Raw genomic sequence first — 18,865 nt, 5'->3', positions numbered from 1 at the left:
TTAATCAAGTAAATCAGAAACAAATCTAGAGGCTCGCAATTTGCAATTTGTAGAGATAACTACCTAAACTGAGGTTTTATATAATTAGAGAGAAATATTAAATATTTAACTTAATGGAGGTATAATATTTTGCGAAAAGAACATGTTATTGAGAACGGAAAATTTATATTTAGTGAAAATGAAAATAGTTTCAAAGAAGTATTGGACAGTTTTAAAATTGCTAATGAAATTATAATTACTACATACAACGTATCAAAAAGTGATGACTCTTTAATACAATCTCTGAAGAATTTGAATCAAAATCAACATGTTAAGTTATTTACAAATATTCCTGGAAGGTTCGACTCTTATTTTAAAAGTAATTATAAAAGTCAAGCAAAAAAGATAATTAATAATTATATCGAAAAATTAGATCCAAAATCTTTTAACTGTAACCTTGAGGTGTATTTCTCTTTCTCTAATCATTCGAAAATTATTGCTACCGATTCTGTAGCATATATTGGTTCAGCAAATTTTTCTAGTGAATCAAAGAATAATTTTGAAGCAGGAGTTCTTTTTAAGGATGAGCATTTTATGAACTATTTAAATAAAGAAGTACTACCTGGACTAACTGAAAAGTCTTTCGAATATTATTTGAAAGAGGAAGTAGAGAATGTAAGCTTAGTCTATCACTATTTAGAAACTATTAAGAAGGCATCAGAGGAGTTATCTGAGTCTTTTTACATGCCAATCGAAGTAGCTGGGAGAACTATAGGTAAATCGTTTAGATTAAAATTTTTGGATGGTTCATTGGTTAATATGAACAATTTCGAATATTGTTTAAGTGAAATAGAAAATCTTTTGAATTGTTTTTTGGAAGATATGGTAATATGTGAAGACTATGAAGATTCATATATAGAAGCAGAATCAATATTGAGTTCACTTAATATAATTGATATCTTACAACTAATTGATGAAAATTCTGATTTATATAAATTCATAAATAATAGTGAAGAAAAATTTATAGAAGATGCAATACAAAGTGAAATGGAAAATTATGGAGAAATTGACCCAGATAGTTTAAATGACCATGCGCACGAAATGTTGAGTGGATTTCTTAAAGATAAAGAAGAAGAGATAGAAAAAGTAATGTTGATGTTTGAATATCAAATTAGTAAGCTTTATCAAGATATTAATAAATTTTTAGATTTGTTACCAATTAATATGAAAACAAAAAGAACATTGAATCCACATATAGACAATACTTAAAAATGATATAAAAAAATTATAAAAATTCGTTGACAAAAAAGAGATGATTTTTTACTAATATAAGTAATGATAAATAAAAAAACTATGGTGATAACAAAATGAAATAGCTACATTTAATTAGAAATATAGTAATTTTATCGTTTATACAATTTTAATAATATGAATTCATTTACTTAATGGGGTTTGTCAAATTAAGTGTGTAAGTTATTCAAGATACTTTATAACTCTATCCTTAATTTGATTATGTAAAAAAAAGCTGATTCATAACCATAGACCAGTTTGGAATGAAGCCAGTTGACCATTTCTTTTCAAGTTCTTTAGTTCGAATAAACAGAAGTTTTAGGAGTGCATTCTCATTAGGAAATGCGCCTTTTTTTGTTACCTTACGGTAACTAGAATGAATACTTTCTACAGCGTTTGTAGTGTACATAATTTTTCTAATATTACTTCCGTAATCAAATAATTGTTCTACATGTGCGAAATTTCGGATCCACACATCAACGGCTCCAGGGTATTGAGACCATTGTCGTTTAAAAGCTTCAAAGGCGGTATGACAGTCTTTTAAGGAAGTTGCTCCATAAACTTTTTTAAGGGAAGCAGTAAAAGCTATATAATCTTTACTAGGTACATATTTAACTGAATTTCTGACTAGGTGTACGATACATCTTTGAACGATAGTTTGTGGGAAGATAGCTTTAACACCAGCTTCTAAACCTGATACACCATCCATTGATAAAAAGAAAATATCTTCTACACCTCTAGCTTTGATTTCATCAAAGATTTGCATCCATTTAAGCTTACTTTCATTTTCATTTAACCATAAACCTAGAATTTGTTTTCGGCCATCAATTGTATAACCTAGTATTGTGTAAACTGCGTATTCCTTTATTTCATAATCATTTCTAATCTTTGTGTACAGACAGTCTACAAAAACGAAAGTATAACACTTTTCTAAAGGTCTACTTTGCCATTCCTCCATCTCAGGTATAACGGCATCTGTAATATCAGAAATCATTTCATGTGATACGGAAAATCCATAAATATCTTCTATAGTTGATGAAATATCACGTTGAGACATGCCTTTGGCATACATTGAAATCACTTTATCTTCAATCTCTGAAACATCACGCTGACGCTTCTTGATTAATTTTGGATCAAATGAAGCATCTCTATCTCTAGGTACATTAATTTCAAGTTCACCTTTAGAAGTTTTTAATGTCTTATTTCCATAGCCATTACGTACATTTTGGGTAGATTTGTCAGATTTATCATTCGAAGAATAACCAAGATGATTGTTCATTTCTCCTTATAAATATAACATATTTATCAAATCATTATGCTATTCTAAGCAAAGTATTTTCGCTTGTTTATTGGGTTGAGAACCTCATTACTTGTGATACGATTGCCCCTTCATAATTCTATATGCTCTATACACCTGTTCCAGCAGTATTACTTTCATCATCTGATGAGGGAAGGTCATTTTGCTGAAGGAGAGTTTATAATTGGATCTGGCGCTGACACTACTATGCAGGCCGTTCGAGCCACCGATGATGAAGGTGAGATGGCTTTTGCCCATATTCATATTGTTTTCGATATGATTCGAGAGTTCAACTGAATCCAGCTGCTTCCCTTGTATTTCAAGTGTATAGACATAGCTGTCGTCTTTCACTTTACTCAATATACGCTCCGCTTCTTTCTTCTTCGCGATTTCAATATCTTTGTCACTCATATGATCCGTGTCTTTCTCATCCTGTACTTCTATCAGTTCTATTTTCGTATACGCACCTAACCGCTTCACGTACTCATCCACAGCCTGTTTCCAATACTTCTCTTTTAACTTACCCACAGTAATGATTGTTATTTTCATATATATTCATCCTTTTTACATAACTTATCCTAGTTATCCACAAGTTATTCAGTTATTCACATTTCACAACCCTTATTTTACACTGTTTAATCACTTTAATGTCATTTTTATTAACGTTATCTTTGCATAAACATAAAAAAGATGCCCATTTTACCGGACATCTTTATACATTGTGGATAACTCGATACTTACCCACAGAGTTATCCACTATCTTATGTGAAGTATTGTAAATATATTTAACTACAGTTCATAAATCATCGTTGCAAAGTCTTTATCCGTATCATACAGCACGACATCGTTTTGCGTATCGATATCATGCTCATTCAGCACCTGCTCCACACTCATCCGCGCTAAATCTTTCATATTGTTATCCCGCGATAAATGCGATAAGTAGATCCGCTTCGTCGACCCGGTGATCACTTCACGCATCGCATACGCCGCATCTTCATTGGACACGTGGCCTTCATCGCTCAATATCCGCTGCTTTGTCTTCCACGGATATCTGCCCATGCGCAGCATGTCGACATCATGATTGCTCTCAAAGACGAAGCAGTCACTGCCGTGAATCATCCCTTTCATGCGGTCTGAGACGTAGCCTGTATCAGTAATAAGAGACAATTTCTTATAGTCGTTGTGGAAGATGTAGAACTGCGGATCGATGGCGTCATGCGAGACGTTGAACGATTCAATGTCAAATCCCGCGATAGACTTTGTCTCATAAGGGTTGAAGATAAACTTCTGATCGGACGGTATATTCCCGTCTTTCCGCTCAATTGCCTTCCACGTGTTCTCATTGGCATACACCGGTAGTTTATACTTTCTCGCTAGAACACCTAGTCCTTTAATGTGATCCACATGTTCATGCGTCACAAGTATCCCGTTCAAGTCTTTAATATCGCGGTCAATCTGATTGAACAGTGCTTCCATTTTTTTACCGGTCAGGCCGACGTCTACCAGCAGTGCGCCTTTATCACTTTCGACATATGTTGCATTACCGGTCGAGCCGCTTGCCAGTACGGACATTTTTATCAAGATTATCACTCACTTCGTTACTTCAATATAGTTTCTTCAGGCTGCAGCGCATCGACATACACTGTTTCATGTTTGCCGCTGTTATGAATAATGGCTACTTGCCATGTAGGTTTCAGCACTTGCCCTTCGATATTCGGGCTTACGGAATAATAGCCTAGTCTGACAGCTTCTACTTCATCTCCTGAATGAAGGACATTCTGATAGTACAATGTTTCCAGTGCTTGTCTCGGTTCAATGACCTGCTTCTTCTCATTGTTTTTCCCAAGTCCAATCTGCAAGTCATCTAAATATGTCTGTTTATAGCTTTTAATCATATTATTGCTGTCATATTCAAACATGATTTGTGCCGTTTCATTGCTTAAAATCGGATAGTTCTCAAACATCTGCTCATAATAGATGCGTTTGTTTTTACGGTCAATACCGCTGAGTATATACTCGGACCCTTCATAGATTTCGTCGTCGATATAGCTGTCCAGTGCTTTAGCTATAACGGGTGCCTCTATTTTAGGAAGATAGATGGTTTTGTTGACGGCTGTAGAGACAACAGTCGCTTTCTTCTTATCTTTGTCGCCCGTATAAAATACTTTGCTTGTTCCAGAGACATAATTTAATTCCACATCTTTAGTCGGCAGCATTTTCGGCAGTTTAATGTTTTCTTTTGTGAATGACAATGTTTTTTCGTCTTGTGTATCAATTTTATGAGACTGCTGCACTTTATTATAGTAAATGTAGCCGAGACAAATATTCATCACAAGAAAGACAAAGATGAAGAGTGAACTTGCATGTTTCCAATCCACTATTTCAGCCTCCCGTCTTCGTATTTCTTCCATTCACCTTGATATTCAATATACCAGCTCGGTTCAAAGAGCAGTGTCGTCTGCAGCTGCAGGTCATTCGGTGCTGATGTCTTCATTTCATAGCCGATGATCATATGCGTAATGTCCTCATAGTTATAGCGTCTATTAGAAGCTAACGCAAAGCGCACCTGTTCTGCAGTCGGCAAGTTTTTAGTAGTGCTTGTCGAAGGTACTGCGACACTTGTAGAGAAGAGGCCTCGTCGATATTCATAGACTTCATTCTCTCCCCAGGTGACGTTGATCTCAGATAACCCGCTTTGATTGAAGACTGGAAGTCCGCTTAAAAACATCTGGTAGTTGATGGCATGATTATCCTGCCGTATAGAGAATAGACGATAATCATCAGTGAATCCGCCGTGCTTACTAATAAAGCTGAACGAATTTACTAAGTTCTCCTCTGGATCCGGTTTAACGCTGTCTGTTTCTGATAAGTTATTGTACTTGTAAATCGAATTCTGTGTAATGGAGACGACTCCAGTATTGCCGAAATATGTCGTCGGTCCATTTTTACGCGTCCGTTCAATCACGTGCTCCTTTTCGTCAAGCACGGCATTATTGATATCCTCAACATTAATTCTATCAGCCATATAGCGGTAAGTCTTGGCATGGTCCGAACTGAACGGTGCATACACATTTGTTTTCTCATCCGTTGTCTTTTCATTAGTAATAATGCCGCTGTATTTAATCATACGGCCGTCATATGTTTTAAGCAGTTTGTTGAACGACGCACTTTTAGCGGTCGTTTCCACTCTCAGCATTTTATCAGCTGATAATAAGTAAAGCGTCAGTTCCGGTCCGCTGTCACTATCGATAATCAGCCGGTTGAACTGATGTTTATCGACAAACTTATTGTTTAAATTCAGCACACTTGTTAAATACATATCGTTCGGCATATTGACAGTAAAATCAAAAATAATGTATTTCTTCCCGATTTCTGATGTCAGATTGTTAGCGAGCAGTGTTGTCTTCTTCACTTTACTGCCGGCAATCTTGTCCGTGAAATCCATGATGGCATCGACATCAGAAGTCCCTTTCACATTCTGCTCCTCGTAGGAAATCATTTGAAAAGGCATAAATATACTTCTAATATTATCGTTATTTCGTGGACCAATCGTCGGTGTTTTTTCGTCTGGTGATGTTTCTACATTGGTCAGTTCAGGTGTATAATTCCAGATTTTATAAGTCAGAATCACACTTGAAATAATCAAACTGAAAAGCAGGAGGCTTTTCATCACATCTTTAAACATCCCAATCACCATCATCCAGCACTTCACAAGGAAGTGTAATGTAAACTGAAGTGCCCTGACCTTCTTTACTGTTAGCCCATATACGGCCGTCATGCGCTTCTACAATCTCTTTACTAATCGCAAGTCCAAGTCCTGTACCACCCATATTGCGGGTTCTTGCTTTATCTACACGGAAGAAGCGGTCAAAGATTTTATCCACCTTATTAAGTGGAATACCGATACCGTTATCTTTAATCTGAATCGTCATCCGGTTGAATAGCATATTCTGTTTCACGTGGAATTCTACTTTTTTCTTACCTTTTGAGTATTTCAATGCATTGGAAATGACATTGTCAAATACTTGGGTCATTTTATCGGGATCAATCTCAACAAATATACCCGCCTTCGGAATATCTCTGACGAATGTAGCGTTCTTTCCTTCTGTCATTTCAAAGCGGTTGATGATTTTATGGATGAACATATTGAAATCAATCAGTTCTTTGCTTAATACTTCGCCGGAGTTGTCCATTTTAGATAACTGCAGCAGGTCATTGACGAGACGAATCATCCGGTCTGTCTCTTCACGTGTGACTGTAAGAAATTGCGGTGCAAGTTCAGGATTCTGCCATGCCCCTTCTTCCAGCGCCTCAATATAACTGCGCATCGATGTGAGCGGTGTCCGGAGCTCATGAGAAACGTTCGCGACGAATTCGCGACGTTCATTTTCAACGTGGTGCTGCTCTGTGACGTCATGCAGAACAGCGATATAGCCATTGATAAATCCGGTGTCCTGAATAATAGTAGAAAAGCTCGCCCGCACAATCAACTGTTCTTTTTCATTGATATCCATAATGATGCCGCCGGAGTTATCCTGCAGTTCTTCCATGGAATAGTGCTCTTCAATTTTAAGGACATCTAGTACATGACGTCCTTCTATTTCATCGCGGTTCATATCGAGCATTTTAAGTGCCATATCGTTGACGATACGCACCCGTCCTCGTCTGTCTGTCGCAATAACGCCATCACTCATATGCGTGATGACAGAATCAAGCCGCCGCTTCTCACTTTCAGTGTTAGCCTGGGCTTCCTGCACCCGTTTCGCGAGATTGTTGAACGTCAGCGCGAGCTCTCCGATTTCGTCACCGCCATATACTTTAACGCGGTTCGTATAGTTCCCTTTTGACATCTCTAACGCCTGATTACGCATATCAGCAATCGGTTTTGTAATGGTTCTCGCAATAAAGAATCCGAGGATACCAGTGATGAGGAGTGATAATCCTGTCCCGATAATGAAAATCTGGTTGATCTTATCCAGCTGCTGATAAATCGTTTCTATTGTTGATTCGACATGGATAACGCCGACAAGTCTGTCATTGACCGTAATCGGTTCGTTCAACACCCAGACTCGTTCTTTCGAGCTGCCGATATTTCTCAGCTGAATACGGTCATTACCTGTACCTAATGACAGTGCTTTTTGTATTTGTGTATCTTTATTTTTCTGGATGGAAGGAGAATTGCCATTATTCTTACTGGACACTATGACCAGTTCATCGCTGTTGACTACTCTTATGTCGTCGATATCTGACCGTGATTCACCGATACCGGAGCGCGAGGAATATTCATCGACGATGTTTTGTATCTCACTTTGAGTATTTTCAGCGCTGCCGCTGTCCTGATATGCCTTCTGTATGTCATAGTCAATCTGCTTCACTTGACGTGTAACATTACCTTTGAAGTTCTCTGTCAGCTCTTTTTCGAGGTTATTCGTGAAATAAAGACCGATGATCTGCATACCGATGATAATAAGCAGCACATAAATTAACACTAATTTAATATGGAGGGATTGTAAATTCTTCAAAAACTTCTTCATTGATTATTCCTGTGACTGCAAGAAGTAACCGACACCGCGCCGTGTGACGATATATTCCGGGTGAGAAGCATCATCCTCAATCTTTTCCCGTAATCTGCGGATTGTGACGTCCACTGTGCGGACATCGCCGAAGTAATCATAACCCCATACCGTCTGCAGTAAATGTTCACGCGTCATCACCTGACCGATATGTTTCGCCAGATAATGGAACAGTTCGAATTCACGATGTGTCAGTTCAATGTCCTTGCCCCGTTTTTTAATAGAATAAGCATCCGGATAAACCGTGATATCTTTAATGACAATATCATTCGTCTCTTCTTTTTCTTCAGACTGTGCCTGTGTATAATGGCGACGAAGATTGGCTTTGACACGGGCAATCAGTTCTCTCGTGCTGAACGGCTTTGTAACATAGTCATCTGCTCCGAGTTCCAGACCAAGCACTTTATCAATTTCTGAATCTTTTGCAGTCAGCATGATGATCGGCATATCATATTTCTTTCTCACTTCACGGCACACTTCCATACCGTCACGGCCCGGCAGCATAATATCAAGCAGCACGATGTCCGGCTGCACTTCATAAATCAGTTCGACGGCGTCATCGCCATCGTAGGCTACAGACACTTCATAACCTTCTTTTTTCAAGTTGAATTCTAATATATCGGCAATAGGTTTTTCATCATCTACAACAACGATTTTCCTAGACATGGCGTAACCTCTTTTCATAGTAGAGTCTATCATTATATGCTATCTTTTAATTTAACATTATTTCGGGAATTTTTCTATCTCCCGTTCTTAACACAAAAAAAGATATGCATTAAATGCATATCTTTTACAAGCGGTCCCGACCGGGATCGAACCGGCGATCTCCTGCGTGACAGGCAGGCATGTTAACCGCTACACCACGGGACCTTATATTTAAATGGTGACCCCTACGGGATTCGAACCCGTGTTACCGCCGTGAAAGGGCGGTGTCTTAACCGCTTGACCAAGGGGCCTTGGTTTTTTCAGCACAAGATTGATTATAGCATGAGTATAATTCAGCTGGCAAGCATATTTTAAAAATTTTTAGTATAATAAATGTATACTATCAAAATATTATTAATGAGAGCGAGGTAGATTTATGATCGATATTTCATCCGAGAAATCACATAAAAAATTGCCGCTGACAGAAAAAATCAAGCGGCTTATCATGATTACGATCGGTGCTATTCTCATGGCGGTTGCGCTTGAATTATTTTTAGTGCCGAATCAAATACTAGACGGCGGTATCGTCGGTATATCCATTATGTTCAGTCACCTGCTTCATCTGCCGCTCGGCCTCTTTATCTTCGTCCTCAACCTGCCTTTTTTCTTTCTAGGCTATAAGCAAATTGGTAAATCATTCGCCATGTCTACTGTTTATGGAATTATGGTGCTGTCTATTGCGACAGCCATTCTGCATCCAGTGCCTGCGTTCATCGATGAGAAGTTTCTCGTCACTATTTTTGGTGGTGCCATCCTTGGTATCGGTGTCGGCCTTGTCATCCGTTATGGCGGTTCGCTTGACGGCTCTGAAATACTCGCCATACTTATCAGCTCGAAATCACCGTTCTCTGTCGGTGAAATCGTTATGGTCGTCAACTTCTTCATCTTTATCGCTGCAGGGTTTGTGTTCACGTGGGAATCTGCCATGTATTCTGTCATTGCTTACTTCATCGCCTTTAAAGCGATTGATATCGTGCAGCTCGGACTCGATGAATCGAAGTCGGCCTGGATCATCAGCGACCAGTACGAAGAGATCGGTGACGCTATCACTGATCGACTAGGTCGTGGTGTCACTTATTTATCAGGTGAAGGTGCATATACAGGAGAAAACAAGAAGATTATTTTTGTCGTTATTACACGGCTGGAAGAGTATAAGCTCAAAGATATCATCAATCATTTTGATGACTCAGCGTTCGTCGCTATCGGTAACGTTTCTGAAGTTAAAGGCGGCCGCTTCAAGAAGCGCGATATCCACTAAAAATACATGAAACGAACCCCAAAAGTCTGACTTTTGGGGTTCGTTTATGAAGTTTATTTTTTTAATTCTGCCATAAATCTTCAAGCAGATTCGTCTGTGTACGGTCAGGACCTACAGAGAAGATAGAGATTTTCACGTCACACAGTTCAGAAATGCGCTCTAAGTAACGGCGGGCATTGTCAGGCAGTTCTGCCATAGTCTTGCATGCTGTCACGTCTTCTGTCCAGCCTGGCAGCTCTTCGAAGATCGGCTGACAGCGGTTCAGTTCATTTAAGTTTGCTGGATACTCTGTAATTTCTTTGCCGTCCAGCTCATATGCTGTACAGATTTTAACAGTATCAAGACCTGTCAGTACGTCAATTGAGTTGATAGATAAGTCTGTAATACCACTTACGCGGCGTGAGTGACGCAGCACGACTGAGTCGAACCAGCCGACGCGGCGCGGGCGTCCTGTTGTTGTACCATATTCACGGCCGACTTCACGGATATGATGACCATCTTCATCGAATAATTCTGTCGGGAATGGACCGTCACCGACACGTGATGTATAAGCTTTACATACACCGATGACGCGGTCAACGAACGTCGGTCCGACGCCTGTACCGACTGTTACGTTACCAGCAATCGGATTGCTTGATGTGACGAACGGATATGTTCCGTGGTCGATATCAAGCATAACCCCTTGTGCGCCTTCAAACAATACTTTTTCATCTGCATGGAAAGCATCATCCAGCACTTTAGCTGTATCTGTTACAAATGATTTCAAACGTTGTCCTGCTGCGAAGTATGGCTCAAAAATTTCTTCGAACGTAAAGCCTTCAGCATTGAACATTTTTTCGAACAGTTCATTTTTCGCTGCTAAGTTCTGCGTCAATAATTTACGGAATGTTTCTTCGTCCAGTAAATCCGCCATACGGATACCAATACGCTGTACTTTATCAACATAAGCCGGACCGATACCTTTTTTTGTTGTACCAATCTTGTTGTCGCCGCGTTTTTCTTCTTCCAGTTCGTCCTGCTTTAAATGGTAAGGAAGAATCACTTGCGCACGGTTTGAAATACGTAAATTATCCGTGTTGATACCGCGCTCGTTTAATGCATCTAATTCTTTCAGCAGGGCAACAGGATCTACAACAACCCCGTTACCGATCACTGATAATTTATCTGAATAAAAAATACCAGATGGTACTAAATGTAATTTATAAGTTTCGCCGCCGAATTTAATCGTATGACCCGCGTTGTTGCCGCCTGAAAAACGTGCGATGACGTTTGCCTGTTCTGACAAGAAGTCTGTAATCTTACCTTTACCTTCGTCTCCCCATTGTGTTCCAACTACTACGATAGATGACATCCTTGCACCTCCAAATTTAATCAACCTTTGTTATTCTATCAATGAATGACATAAAAATCAAACAAAAACCGAACGTTTCAAATGTAAATTTATAGCGCTGACCGATTTATTCATGTGTTATGGAAACATGCTATAAATATTGATATATCAATGATTTAAAGCTATTCTAACCGAACAAGTTATACAAACATCCGCCGTTTAAATACAAGTATTCTATATTAAAAAACGTACGTTTTTTATTTTATGCTAAAAAATGTACGTTTTTTATAATTGTGATTATTTTATGACGATTATTGATTGCTCAGCCTTCTAATCCTGAATATTCATAGCTGATGTCTGTGAACTTATTATACTGCTTCATAAAATTAAGCTTTACAGTACCTGTCGGGCCGTTACGCTGCTTGGCGATGATGATTTCAATCTCACCGTTCTCATCCTGTACGCCCGCATCAATTTCTCCTTCTTCACCGTCTTCTCCGTTCCCGCGATTGTAATAATCATCCCGGTAAAGAAAAGCGACAATATCCGCATCCTGCTCAATCGACCCCGATTCACGAATATCACTCATCATCGGCCGTTTATCCTGACGCTGCTCGACGCCCCGTGACAGCTGGCTTAATGCGATGACCGGGCATTCCAGTTCCCGTGCCAGGGCTTTCAGCATCCGTGAAATTTCAGAAACTTCCTGCTGACGGTTATCTGAACTGCGTGAGCCCGATCCTTGGATAAGCTGTAAGTAGTCAATCAATATCATATCAAGACCATGTTCCTGCTTGAGCCGGCGGCATTTTGCACGAATATCTGTAATTCGGATGCCCGGCGTATCATCGATATAAATATTTGTTTTCGCAAGTTTACCGATTGCCACCGTGAACCGGTTCCAGTCCTCGTTTTCCATCGTCCCTGTCCGCAATCGGTTAGAGTCTACATTACCTGTGCTGCAGATCATCCGGGTCGCGAGCTGGTCAGCGCCCATCTCAAGAGAAAAGATAGCGACAGAATAGCCATTGTCATGTGTTGCGACCTGCTGGGCAATATTAAGCGCAAACGCCGTCTTACCGACAGATGGACGCGCTGCGATAATAATTAAGTCATTGCGGTTAAATCCTGCAGTCATCTTGTCAAGATCGCGGTAACCAGTCGGTATGCCGGGTGTCTGACCTTGATTGCGGTCGAGCTCCTCAGCATTCTCGAATACCGTCTGAAGAATTTCTTTAATATATTTAAAGCCATCTGTACCGCGGGATGCTGAAATTTCCATAATGCGTTTTTCAGCATCGCTGAGCAGTGACTCTAGTTCAAGTTCATTGTTGTAGCCGTCTTTTGCAATAGAGTCGGCAACCGTAATCAGCTGTCGTTTAACGGCATCACGGAAGACAATCTCTGTATAGAAATCGATATTCCGGGTCGTCGGCACTATATTGGACAGTTCCAGCAGATAGCCGGGACCGCCTGCTTCATCGAGCGTCCCTTCTGCGGTCATCTGATTCGTAATAGTCACGACATCTACTTCTGTGTTTTTTTCTGCAAGCGACAGCATTGCCTGGAAGATATGCTGATGGTTCTTCCGGTAGAAGTGATGCGGCATTAAACGCTCAAGCGTCGGCATCAACAGCTCCGGATCAATTAGAATCGCACCAAGGACAGACTGCTCCGCTTCTAAATGATGGGGCATCTGCAATGATTGATTGTAGTCTTCCATCGGTGCGCCTCCTTCAATATTATGCTTCTGTTACATGGACTTTCAGTGTTGCAGATACTTGATGGTGAAGTTTTACTGGTACGTTCGTGTACCCGAGGCTTCTAATTCCGTCCGGTAAATCCATTTTTCTTTTATCTACTTTTATGTCATGCTGCTGCTTCAATGCTTCAACAATCTGCTTTGTACTTACAGAGCCGAACAGCCGGCCGCCGTCTCCAGCTTTAGCTGTCACATCTACTTCAAGTGCTTCAATGCGTTCTTTCAGCTGTTCCGCGTCAATCAGCGCCTGTTCTTTGTCTTTTTCCACGCGTAAGTTCTGCGCTTTAAGTTGTTTTAAGTTGCCTGGTGTCGCTTCAACTGCATAGTTATTTTTAAGCAGGAAGTTATTTGCATAGCCGACCGGCACTTCTTTAACTTCACCTTTTTTGCCTTTACCTTTAACATCTTGTGTAAAAATTACTTTCATTATCCTTCACTCCTTGAGAATTGTTCTGCGATAACTTCTTCAAGCTGGTCAATCGCTGCGCCTACTGTGATATTGCGCAGCTGAGTTGCAGCATTAGACAGGTGGCCGCCGCCGCCCATCGCTTCCATGACCAGCTGAACATTAATTTCACCTAACGACCGCGCTGAGATGCCTATCATATCTTCACTGCGTCTCGCGACAACAAATGAGGCCTCAACGCCTTCAAGACTGAGCAGTTCATCTGCAGCCTGTGCGACGACAACCGGATGATAGATTTCATCGTCTCTACCGAATGCTATAGCGACTCCGTCACGGCCAAGTTCAACCGTCTTTATCAGTTCGCTTCGTTTTAAATATGTTGTAATATCATCTTTTAAGAAATGCTGACAGAGAATCGTATCCGCACCGTGGCTTCTTAAATAACTCGCAGCGTCAAATGTCCGGGATCCCGTCCGCAATGTGAAGTTTCTTGTATCTACGATAATACCTGCAAGCATAACTGTCGATTCAAGACGCGTCAATTTATGTTCCTCCGGCTGGTATTCCAGCAGTTCCGTGACCAGTTCTGCTGTCGAACTTGCATAAGACTCCATATAGACTAACAGCGGATTGGAAATAAACTCTTCACCGCGGCGATGATGGTCGATGACGACTTTACGCGATGCTTTGTTCAATATGTTCTCATCTATCACCATAGCAGGTTTATGCGTATCCACTATGACAAGCGTCGTCCGGTTGGTCATGAGCGACCATGCTTCATCTGACGTGATAAATGTCTCATTCAGTTCGGGCTTGGCAGCAATTTCACTCATTACCCGGCTCAATGTGTCATCAATATCATAGTCATTCAAGACGATGTAGGCTTTCAGATTATTCATCTTAGCAAATCGTGCTACTCCAACAGCTGCGCCGATCGCATCCATGTCCGGCCGTTTATGACCCATAATAATAACATTGTCGCCTTCCGCTAGAATATCTTTTAAAGCATGGGAAATGACTCGTGCTCGCACGCGGGTCCGTTTTTCCATCGGGTCTGTCTTACCGCCGAAGAAACGCACACCGCCCGCTGAGTTTTTGATGGCTACCTGGTCACCGCCGCGGCCGAGCGCAAGATCCAGACTTGATTGCGCCAGTTCGCCGAGCTCAATTAAGTTATCAGCACCTTCACCAATACCAATACTCAATGTAATCTGAGTTTTTTTCTCACGGCTTTTTTCACGGATGATATCAAGCAGATTAAACTTCGTCTGTTCAATCTGTCTTAAAATATGATTGTTCAAGAAAATGATGAACTGATCTGATGAATAACGTTTGACATAAACACTGTTCTCTTCAGCCCAGCTGTTGATTGCTGCCGTCATCATACTGTTCATCTCAGTTCTGTTGGCATCGCTCATATTTTGTGTGAGTTCGTCATAGTTATCAAGGAAAATCGTACCGATGACCGGCTTTGATTCTTCAAATAACTTGTCAATCTCTACTTTATCGCTAATATCCTGAAAATAAAGCACTTTCGTCTTCTCGGCATAGCGCACTTTGAACCGATGTTCTTTATACTGCGTCTGCACTTCATCAATACCTGTCACTTTCAACTGATTCAGCAAATTCGGGAAAATTTCGTTAATCGAATCGCTCAATATCGGCCGGTCAATCTTCTCGTGGATAAACTGGTTATGCCATTCCACATGGTCAAAGTCATCCAGTAATACGACACCAATCGGCAGTTCAGTGATTGCATATGACTTCCCTTTGTCAACCCGGGTAGCCAGCTCCTGAAAATACCGTTCATTGCGCTGAATACTACTATGCAGCACAAAAGCACAAATAATAATAATCGCTATAATGACACTTCCTGCAAGCAATGCCATCAGCCGATGAACAGTAAATAGCAGACCAACGAGAATCAAGGCAGCCAGACACATTACCACAAACGGAAATATGAGCGTCTGCCTATTATATTTACGATTCATCAAGACACCTCACTATTCATTATAGTTTAATTCTTGCTTTTAAATTGATGATGAGATCCAGCATTCCTAATAGCTGTGTAATCGGCGCCATAATAAAGGCGAAGATAAACATCAATAGATTAATGATCAGCGGCGTGCGTTTCACTTTAACATAGAAACTGATCAATGAAATTCCCTGAATAAATATAATCCATTCTAACACATACTGTAAGTTTGTGACTATGCCGAGCAGAACCACATCCTCTGGTGTCAGAAACAGCTTGATGACAACAGCGATGACATAAATATAGAGGGCAATTTTCGGTACCCGCCAGAAGTAAAGCGGCCGGAAATTAGGCGTCGCAATTTTAAAACTCCGTAACAACGGAAGTGCAATCAGCAGACTGACAAGACTGAGCAGGAAAATCAGCAAAACTATAAGCCCCGGTACTTGAAGCTGCATTTGATCCAGCGCCGAATTAAACAACGCGATGTTTTCCCAAGAAATATTATCTTTTGATAATTCAGTTTCAACCATTGTCATGTAAGAATCTTTAACGGCTGCAAACCATTGTTTAGTCGTCGGCAGTAAATTCAATAGCTGCATGGATATAATAGACAGCAGTGTGTAAAAGCTGAGCAATGCTGTCAGCGCAAACAGCATAGTTTCCTTTGATGAACGCGTTTCAAGCAGCTGACCGATTAAATAGCTTGAGAGCATAACACCTATAATGACCTGCAGCGCAAATAACTTCAGCATAACGAGTGAGATAATCAGCACAATGCCGCTCATCACATAAAAGCCGCGTTTATCTTTGTAGTATAAATAGACTCCTGGAATCAACAGAAAAGGGGCAGTGATGAGAATAAGTGCAGGCAACGCGTTCATTAGTAGAGCGATCAACAGCATAATAGCACTTATCGCCAACGTTTTAATTAAATCCAATTTCAAATCTGAACACTCTTTCTCATATAAATTTCATAACGTTTCTATTTTACAACTTATGAGCCAATACCTCAATGTATGTTAATTGAATACACTGAACGACAAAAAAACACATTGTCAGACGAGACAATGTGTTAGTCGTTAATCATCAGTATTTATTCTTCGATAGCAAGTTCAATACCTGCTTCAAACTTAACGTCTTTACCGACCATTACGCCGCCTGATTCAAGCGCCTGATTCCAAGTAATGCCGTATTTCTCGCGGTTGATTTTCCCTGATACGATGAAGCCGGTCACATTTCCACCAGTCATCGGATTTTTTTGAACACCGTTGAATTCAACATCGAATGTTTCAGTGTGTGTCACATCTTTAATCGTTAATTCACCGGTTACAGATGTTTCTGAAACAGCAGAAGAAACGAATTTAATTTCAGGATACTGCTCGATATCGAAGAAATCAGCTGATTTTAAGTGACCATCACGGTCGCTGTTATTCGTATCGATAGAATCTACTGTCACTGCTGCTGTCACTTGAACAGTAGATAAGTCGTTAATATCTCCAGTCGCCTGAACGTCGTAATCAGTGAACTCCCCTTTTACTTTTGAAACCATTAAATGTTTGATAGAGAACTCAATAGAGCTGTGATTCGGATCTAATTTAAAGTTTGTCATTGCTTGATAACCTCTTTCTAAGATAAATTTTTATTTTATATAATTAATATATCAGATATAATTAATATAGTAAAGTATAAATAATATATTAATATGTTTTTTACAATCTTAACAAAAAACGTATACAGAAGATATTATCTCTGTACACGTTCTTTTAATATAAGAATTGTTTATTTAATCACTGTCTGGCCGCCCATATAAGGCACTAATGCTTCAGGAACTGTAATAGTACCGTCTGCATTTTGATAGTTCTCGACAATCGCTGCAAATGTCCGGCCGACTGCAAGTCCTGAACCATTCAATGTATGAACATATGCTGTTTTGCTGTTTTTGTCGCGCTTGAAGCGGATGTTGGCACGTCTTGCCTGAAAATCTGTCATGTTAGAGCATGAGCTGATTTCTTTATATGCATTATAGCTCGGCAGCCATACTTCAATGTCATACGTTTTGGCAGCACCGAAACCGATATCGCCGGCACATAAGGCAATCGTACGATAAGGAATGTTCAATGTCTGCAGTACTTTCTCTGCATGCTGCGTCATCTCTTCAAGCGCTGCATAAGAGTTCTCAGGCAATTCATAGCGGACCATCTCCACTTTGTTGAACTGGTGCATACGAATTAAACCACGTGTGTCACGACCGGCTGACCCTGCTTCAGATCGGAAACATGCAGTCTGTGCTGTGAACTTTACCGGGAACAATTCAGCATCCATTATTTCATCACGATAATAGTTCGTGAGTGGTACTTCTGAAGTCGGAATCGTATAGAAGCCTTCTTTTTCTACTTTGAACAGATCTTCCTCAAACTTAGGCAGCTGACCTGTGCCGAACATAGATGCTGCATTCACAAGCTGCGGTGTCACCATTTCCTGATAACCGTGCTGTGTCGTATGCATATCAAGCATGAAGTTCATTAAGGCACGTTCAAGTCTTGCTCCGTCTTTAGTCAGGAAGACAAAGCGTGCGCCGGATACTTTCGCTGCTCGTTCAAAATCAGCCATTTTCAAGTCATCAATAATATCCCAGTGTGCTTTCGCCTCAAAGTCAAAGGCACGCGGTTCGCCCCATTTACGGACTTCTACGTTGTCATCTTCGTCTTTTCCTGCCGGCGTTTCATCGCTTACTAAGTTCGGTAGTCTCACTAAGCGGTCACGCAGTTCTGCGCTCACGCTGTTCAACTGGTCATCGATAGCTTTAATGTCTTCGCCGACTTGACGCATCGCTGCAATCGCTTCATCTGCATTTTCCTTATTACGTTTTTTCAGTGCAATGTCTTCACTTGCTTTATTACGCTTTGCTTTCAGTTCTTCCGTTTGAACTGTTAAGTCGCGTGATTGTTTGTCGAGCTCAAGAATCTCGTCGACGACCGCCGCATCGAAGCTCCGCATTTCCAGCTTCTGTTTAACTAAATCTGGTTCTGTTCTAAATAATTTAATATCTAACATAATAGTGCCTCCTAATGTGTATTTTCGGGAACAAAAAAATACCACGTCCCTGTACAAGGGACGTGGTATTTACGCGTTGCCACCCTAATTAACAGCCTAAGCTGTTCACTCCATTAACATAACGGTTAGACCGATTACCCGCTTCATCCGGATAGATTTCATCTCCTGTATTCATCAGTTTTCACCAGCCACTGACTCTCTTTGAAATACGTTAGAAATTACTTATTCCAGGG

Annotated in this window: 15 protein-coding genes, 2 tRNA genes, 1 pseudogene and 1 other annotated feature (1 of these 19 running past the window's edge); of the genes and pseudogenes, 2 read left to right on the top strand and 16 right to left on the bottom strand. The window is 40.4% G+C overall.

Annotated elements, in window-relative coordinates; translation table 11 throughout:
• Positions 1 to 129: 129 nt before the first annotated feature.
• Complete coding sequence (locus KFV11_RS00145; RefSeq protein WP_188017746.1) at positions 130 to 1,248, top strand: phospholipase D-like domain-containing protein; 1,119 nt, start codon at positions 130 to 132, stop codon at positions 1,246 to 1,248.
• Positions 1,249 to 1,452: 204 nt separating this feature from the next.
• On the opposite strand, the pseudogene KFV11_RS00140 reads toward KFV11_RS00145, so the two are convergent.
• From KFV11_RS00140 to KFV11_RS00100, 9 genes and pseudogenes are all read right to left on the bottom strand, one after another.
• Positions 1,453 to 2,554, bottom strand: a pseudogene (locus KFV11_RS00140) (IS256 family transposase); the annotation flags it as partial.
• An 81-nt stretch (positions 2,555 to 2,635) separates the two neighbouring features.
• Positions 2,636 to 3,115 carry a 23S rRNA (pseudouridine(1915)-N(3))-methyltransferase RlmH gene (gene rlmH, locus KFV11_RS00135; RefSeq protein ID WP_254249987.1) on the bottom strand — a complete coding sequence of 160 codons (480 nt, stop codon included), beginning with the start codon at positions 3,113 to 3,115 and terminating at the stop codon, positions 2,636 to 2,638.
• Between the two features lie 240 nt (positions 3,116 to 3,355).
• Positions 3,356 to 4,138, bottom strand: coding sequence for an MBL fold metallo-hydrolase (locus KFV11_RS00130; protein ID WP_436970228.1), 783 nt, complete (start codon positions 4,136 to 4,138; stop codon positions 3,356 to 3,358).
• 26 nt (positions 4,139 to 4,164) lie between these two features.
• Complete coding sequence (locus tag KFV11_RS00125) at positions 4,165 to 4,944, bottom strand: two-component system regulatory protein YycI (protein WP_254249985.1); 780 nt, start codon at positions 4,942 to 4,944, stop codon at positions 4,165 to 4,167.
• Entirely contained in the window at positions 4,944 to 6,236 is a 1,293-nt protein-coding gene (locus KFV11_RS00120) for a YycH family regulatory protein (protein WP_302054858.1), read from the bottom strand. The genes KFV11_RS00125 and KFV11_RS00120 overlap by 1 nt, the downstream gene beginning before the upstream one ends.
• A 7-nt stretch (positions 6,237 to 6,243) precedes the next feature.
• Entirely contained in the window at positions 6,244 to 8,100 is a 1,857-nt protein-coding gene (walK, locus tag KFV11_RS00115; RefSeq protein WP_149458930.1) for a cell wall metabolism sensor histidine kinase WalK, read from the bottom strand.
• A gap of 3 nt (positions 8,101 to 8,103) precedes the next feature.
• Positions 8,104 to 8,805 carry a response regulator YycF gene (gene yycF, locus KFV11_RS00110; RefSeq protein WP_254249983.1) on the bottom strand — a complete coding sequence of 234 codons (702 nt, stop codon included), beginning with the start codon at positions 8,803 to 8,805 and terminating at the stop codon, positions 8,104 to 8,106.
• A gap of 131 nt (positions 8,806 to 8,936) precedes the next feature.
• Positions 8,937 to 9,009, bottom strand: a tRNA-Asp gene (locus KFV11_RS00105).
• A gap of 11 nt (positions 9,010 to 9,020) precedes the next feature.
• Positions 9,021 to 9,095 (bottom strand) — tRNA-Glu (locus KFV11_RS00100).
• A 125-nt stretch (positions 9,096 to 9,220) separates the two neighbouring features.
• Here KFV11_RS00100 and KFV11_RS00095 point away from each other — a divergent pair.
• Positions 9,221 to 10,102, top strand: a complete 882-nt coding sequence (locus KFV11_RS00095) for a YitT family protein (protein ID WP_254249982.1) — start codon at positions 9,221 to 9,223, stop codon at positions 10,100 to 10,102.
• A gap of 61 nt (positions 10,103 to 10,163) precedes the next feature.
• On the opposite strand, the gene KFV11_RS00090 is transcribed toward KFV11_RS00095, so the two are convergent.
• The 7 genes from KFV11_RS00090 to serS all read right to left on the bottom strand — a co-directional run bounded on the left by KFV11_RS00090 (position 10,164) and on the right by serS (position 18,632).
• Entirely contained in the window at positions 10,164 to 11,453 is a 1,290-nt protein-coding gene (locus KFV11_RS00090) for an adenylosuccinate synthase (RefSeq protein ID WP_149458927.1), read from the bottom strand.
• A 301-nt stretch (positions 11,454 to 11,754) separates the two neighbouring features.
• Positions 11,755 to 13,155, bottom strand: a complete 1,401-nt coding sequence (gene dnaB, locus KFV11_RS00085) for a replicative DNA helicase (RefSeq protein WP_254249981.1) — start codon at positions 13,153 to 13,155, stop codon at positions 11,755 to 11,757.
• A gap of 19 nt (positions 13,156 to 13,174) precedes the next feature.
• Positions 13,175 to 13,621: a 50S ribosomal protein L9 gene (rplI, locus tag KFV11_RS00080; RefSeq protein ID WP_254249980.1), complete on the bottom strand. Its 447-nt coding sequence runs from the start codon at positions 13,619 to 13,621 to the stop codon at positions 13,175 to 13,177.
• On the bottom strand, positions 13,621 to 15,591 hold the full coding sequence (locus tag KFV11_RS00075) for a DHH family phosphoesterase (RefSeq protein ID WP_254249979.1): 1,971 nt from the start codon (positions 15,589 to 15,591) through the stop codon (positions 13,621 to 13,623). The genes rplI and KFV11_RS00075 overlap by 1 nt, the downstream gene beginning before the upstream one ends.
• A gap of 19 nt (positions 15,592 to 15,610) precedes the next feature.
• A complete protein-coding gene (locus tag KFV11_RS00070; protein WP_302054857.1) occupies positions 15,611 to 16,480 on the bottom strand; it encodes a DUF2232 domain-containing protein in 870 nt (289 codons plus the stop codon).
• A 191-nt stretch (positions 16,481 to 16,671) separates the two neighbouring features.
• Positions 16,672 to 17,187, bottom strand: a complete 516-nt coding sequence (locus KFV11_RS00065; protein ID WP_149458922.1) for a YceI family protein — start codon at positions 17,185 to 17,187, stop codon at positions 16,672 to 16,674.
• Between the two features lie 170 nt (positions 17,188 to 17,357).
• Positions 17,358 to 18,632: a serine--tRNA ligase gene (gene serS, locus KFV11_RS00060; RefSeq protein ID WP_149458921.1), complete on the bottom strand. Its 1,275-nt coding sequence runs from the start codon at positions 18,630 to 18,632 to the stop codon at positions 17,358 to 17,360.
• A gap of 53 nt (positions 18,633 to 18,685) precedes the next feature.
• Positions 18,686 to 18,865, bottom strand: a binding site (T-box leader) (it continues 5 nt past the right edge of the window).

It is taken from the genome of Macrococcus equipercicus (assembly GCF_024205945.1).
Classification (GTDB): Bacteria; Bacillota; Bacilli; order Staphylococcales; family Staphylococcaceae; genus Macrococcus; species Macrococcus equipercicus.
This window is presented reverse-complemented; position numbering and strand designations above follow the sequence as displayed.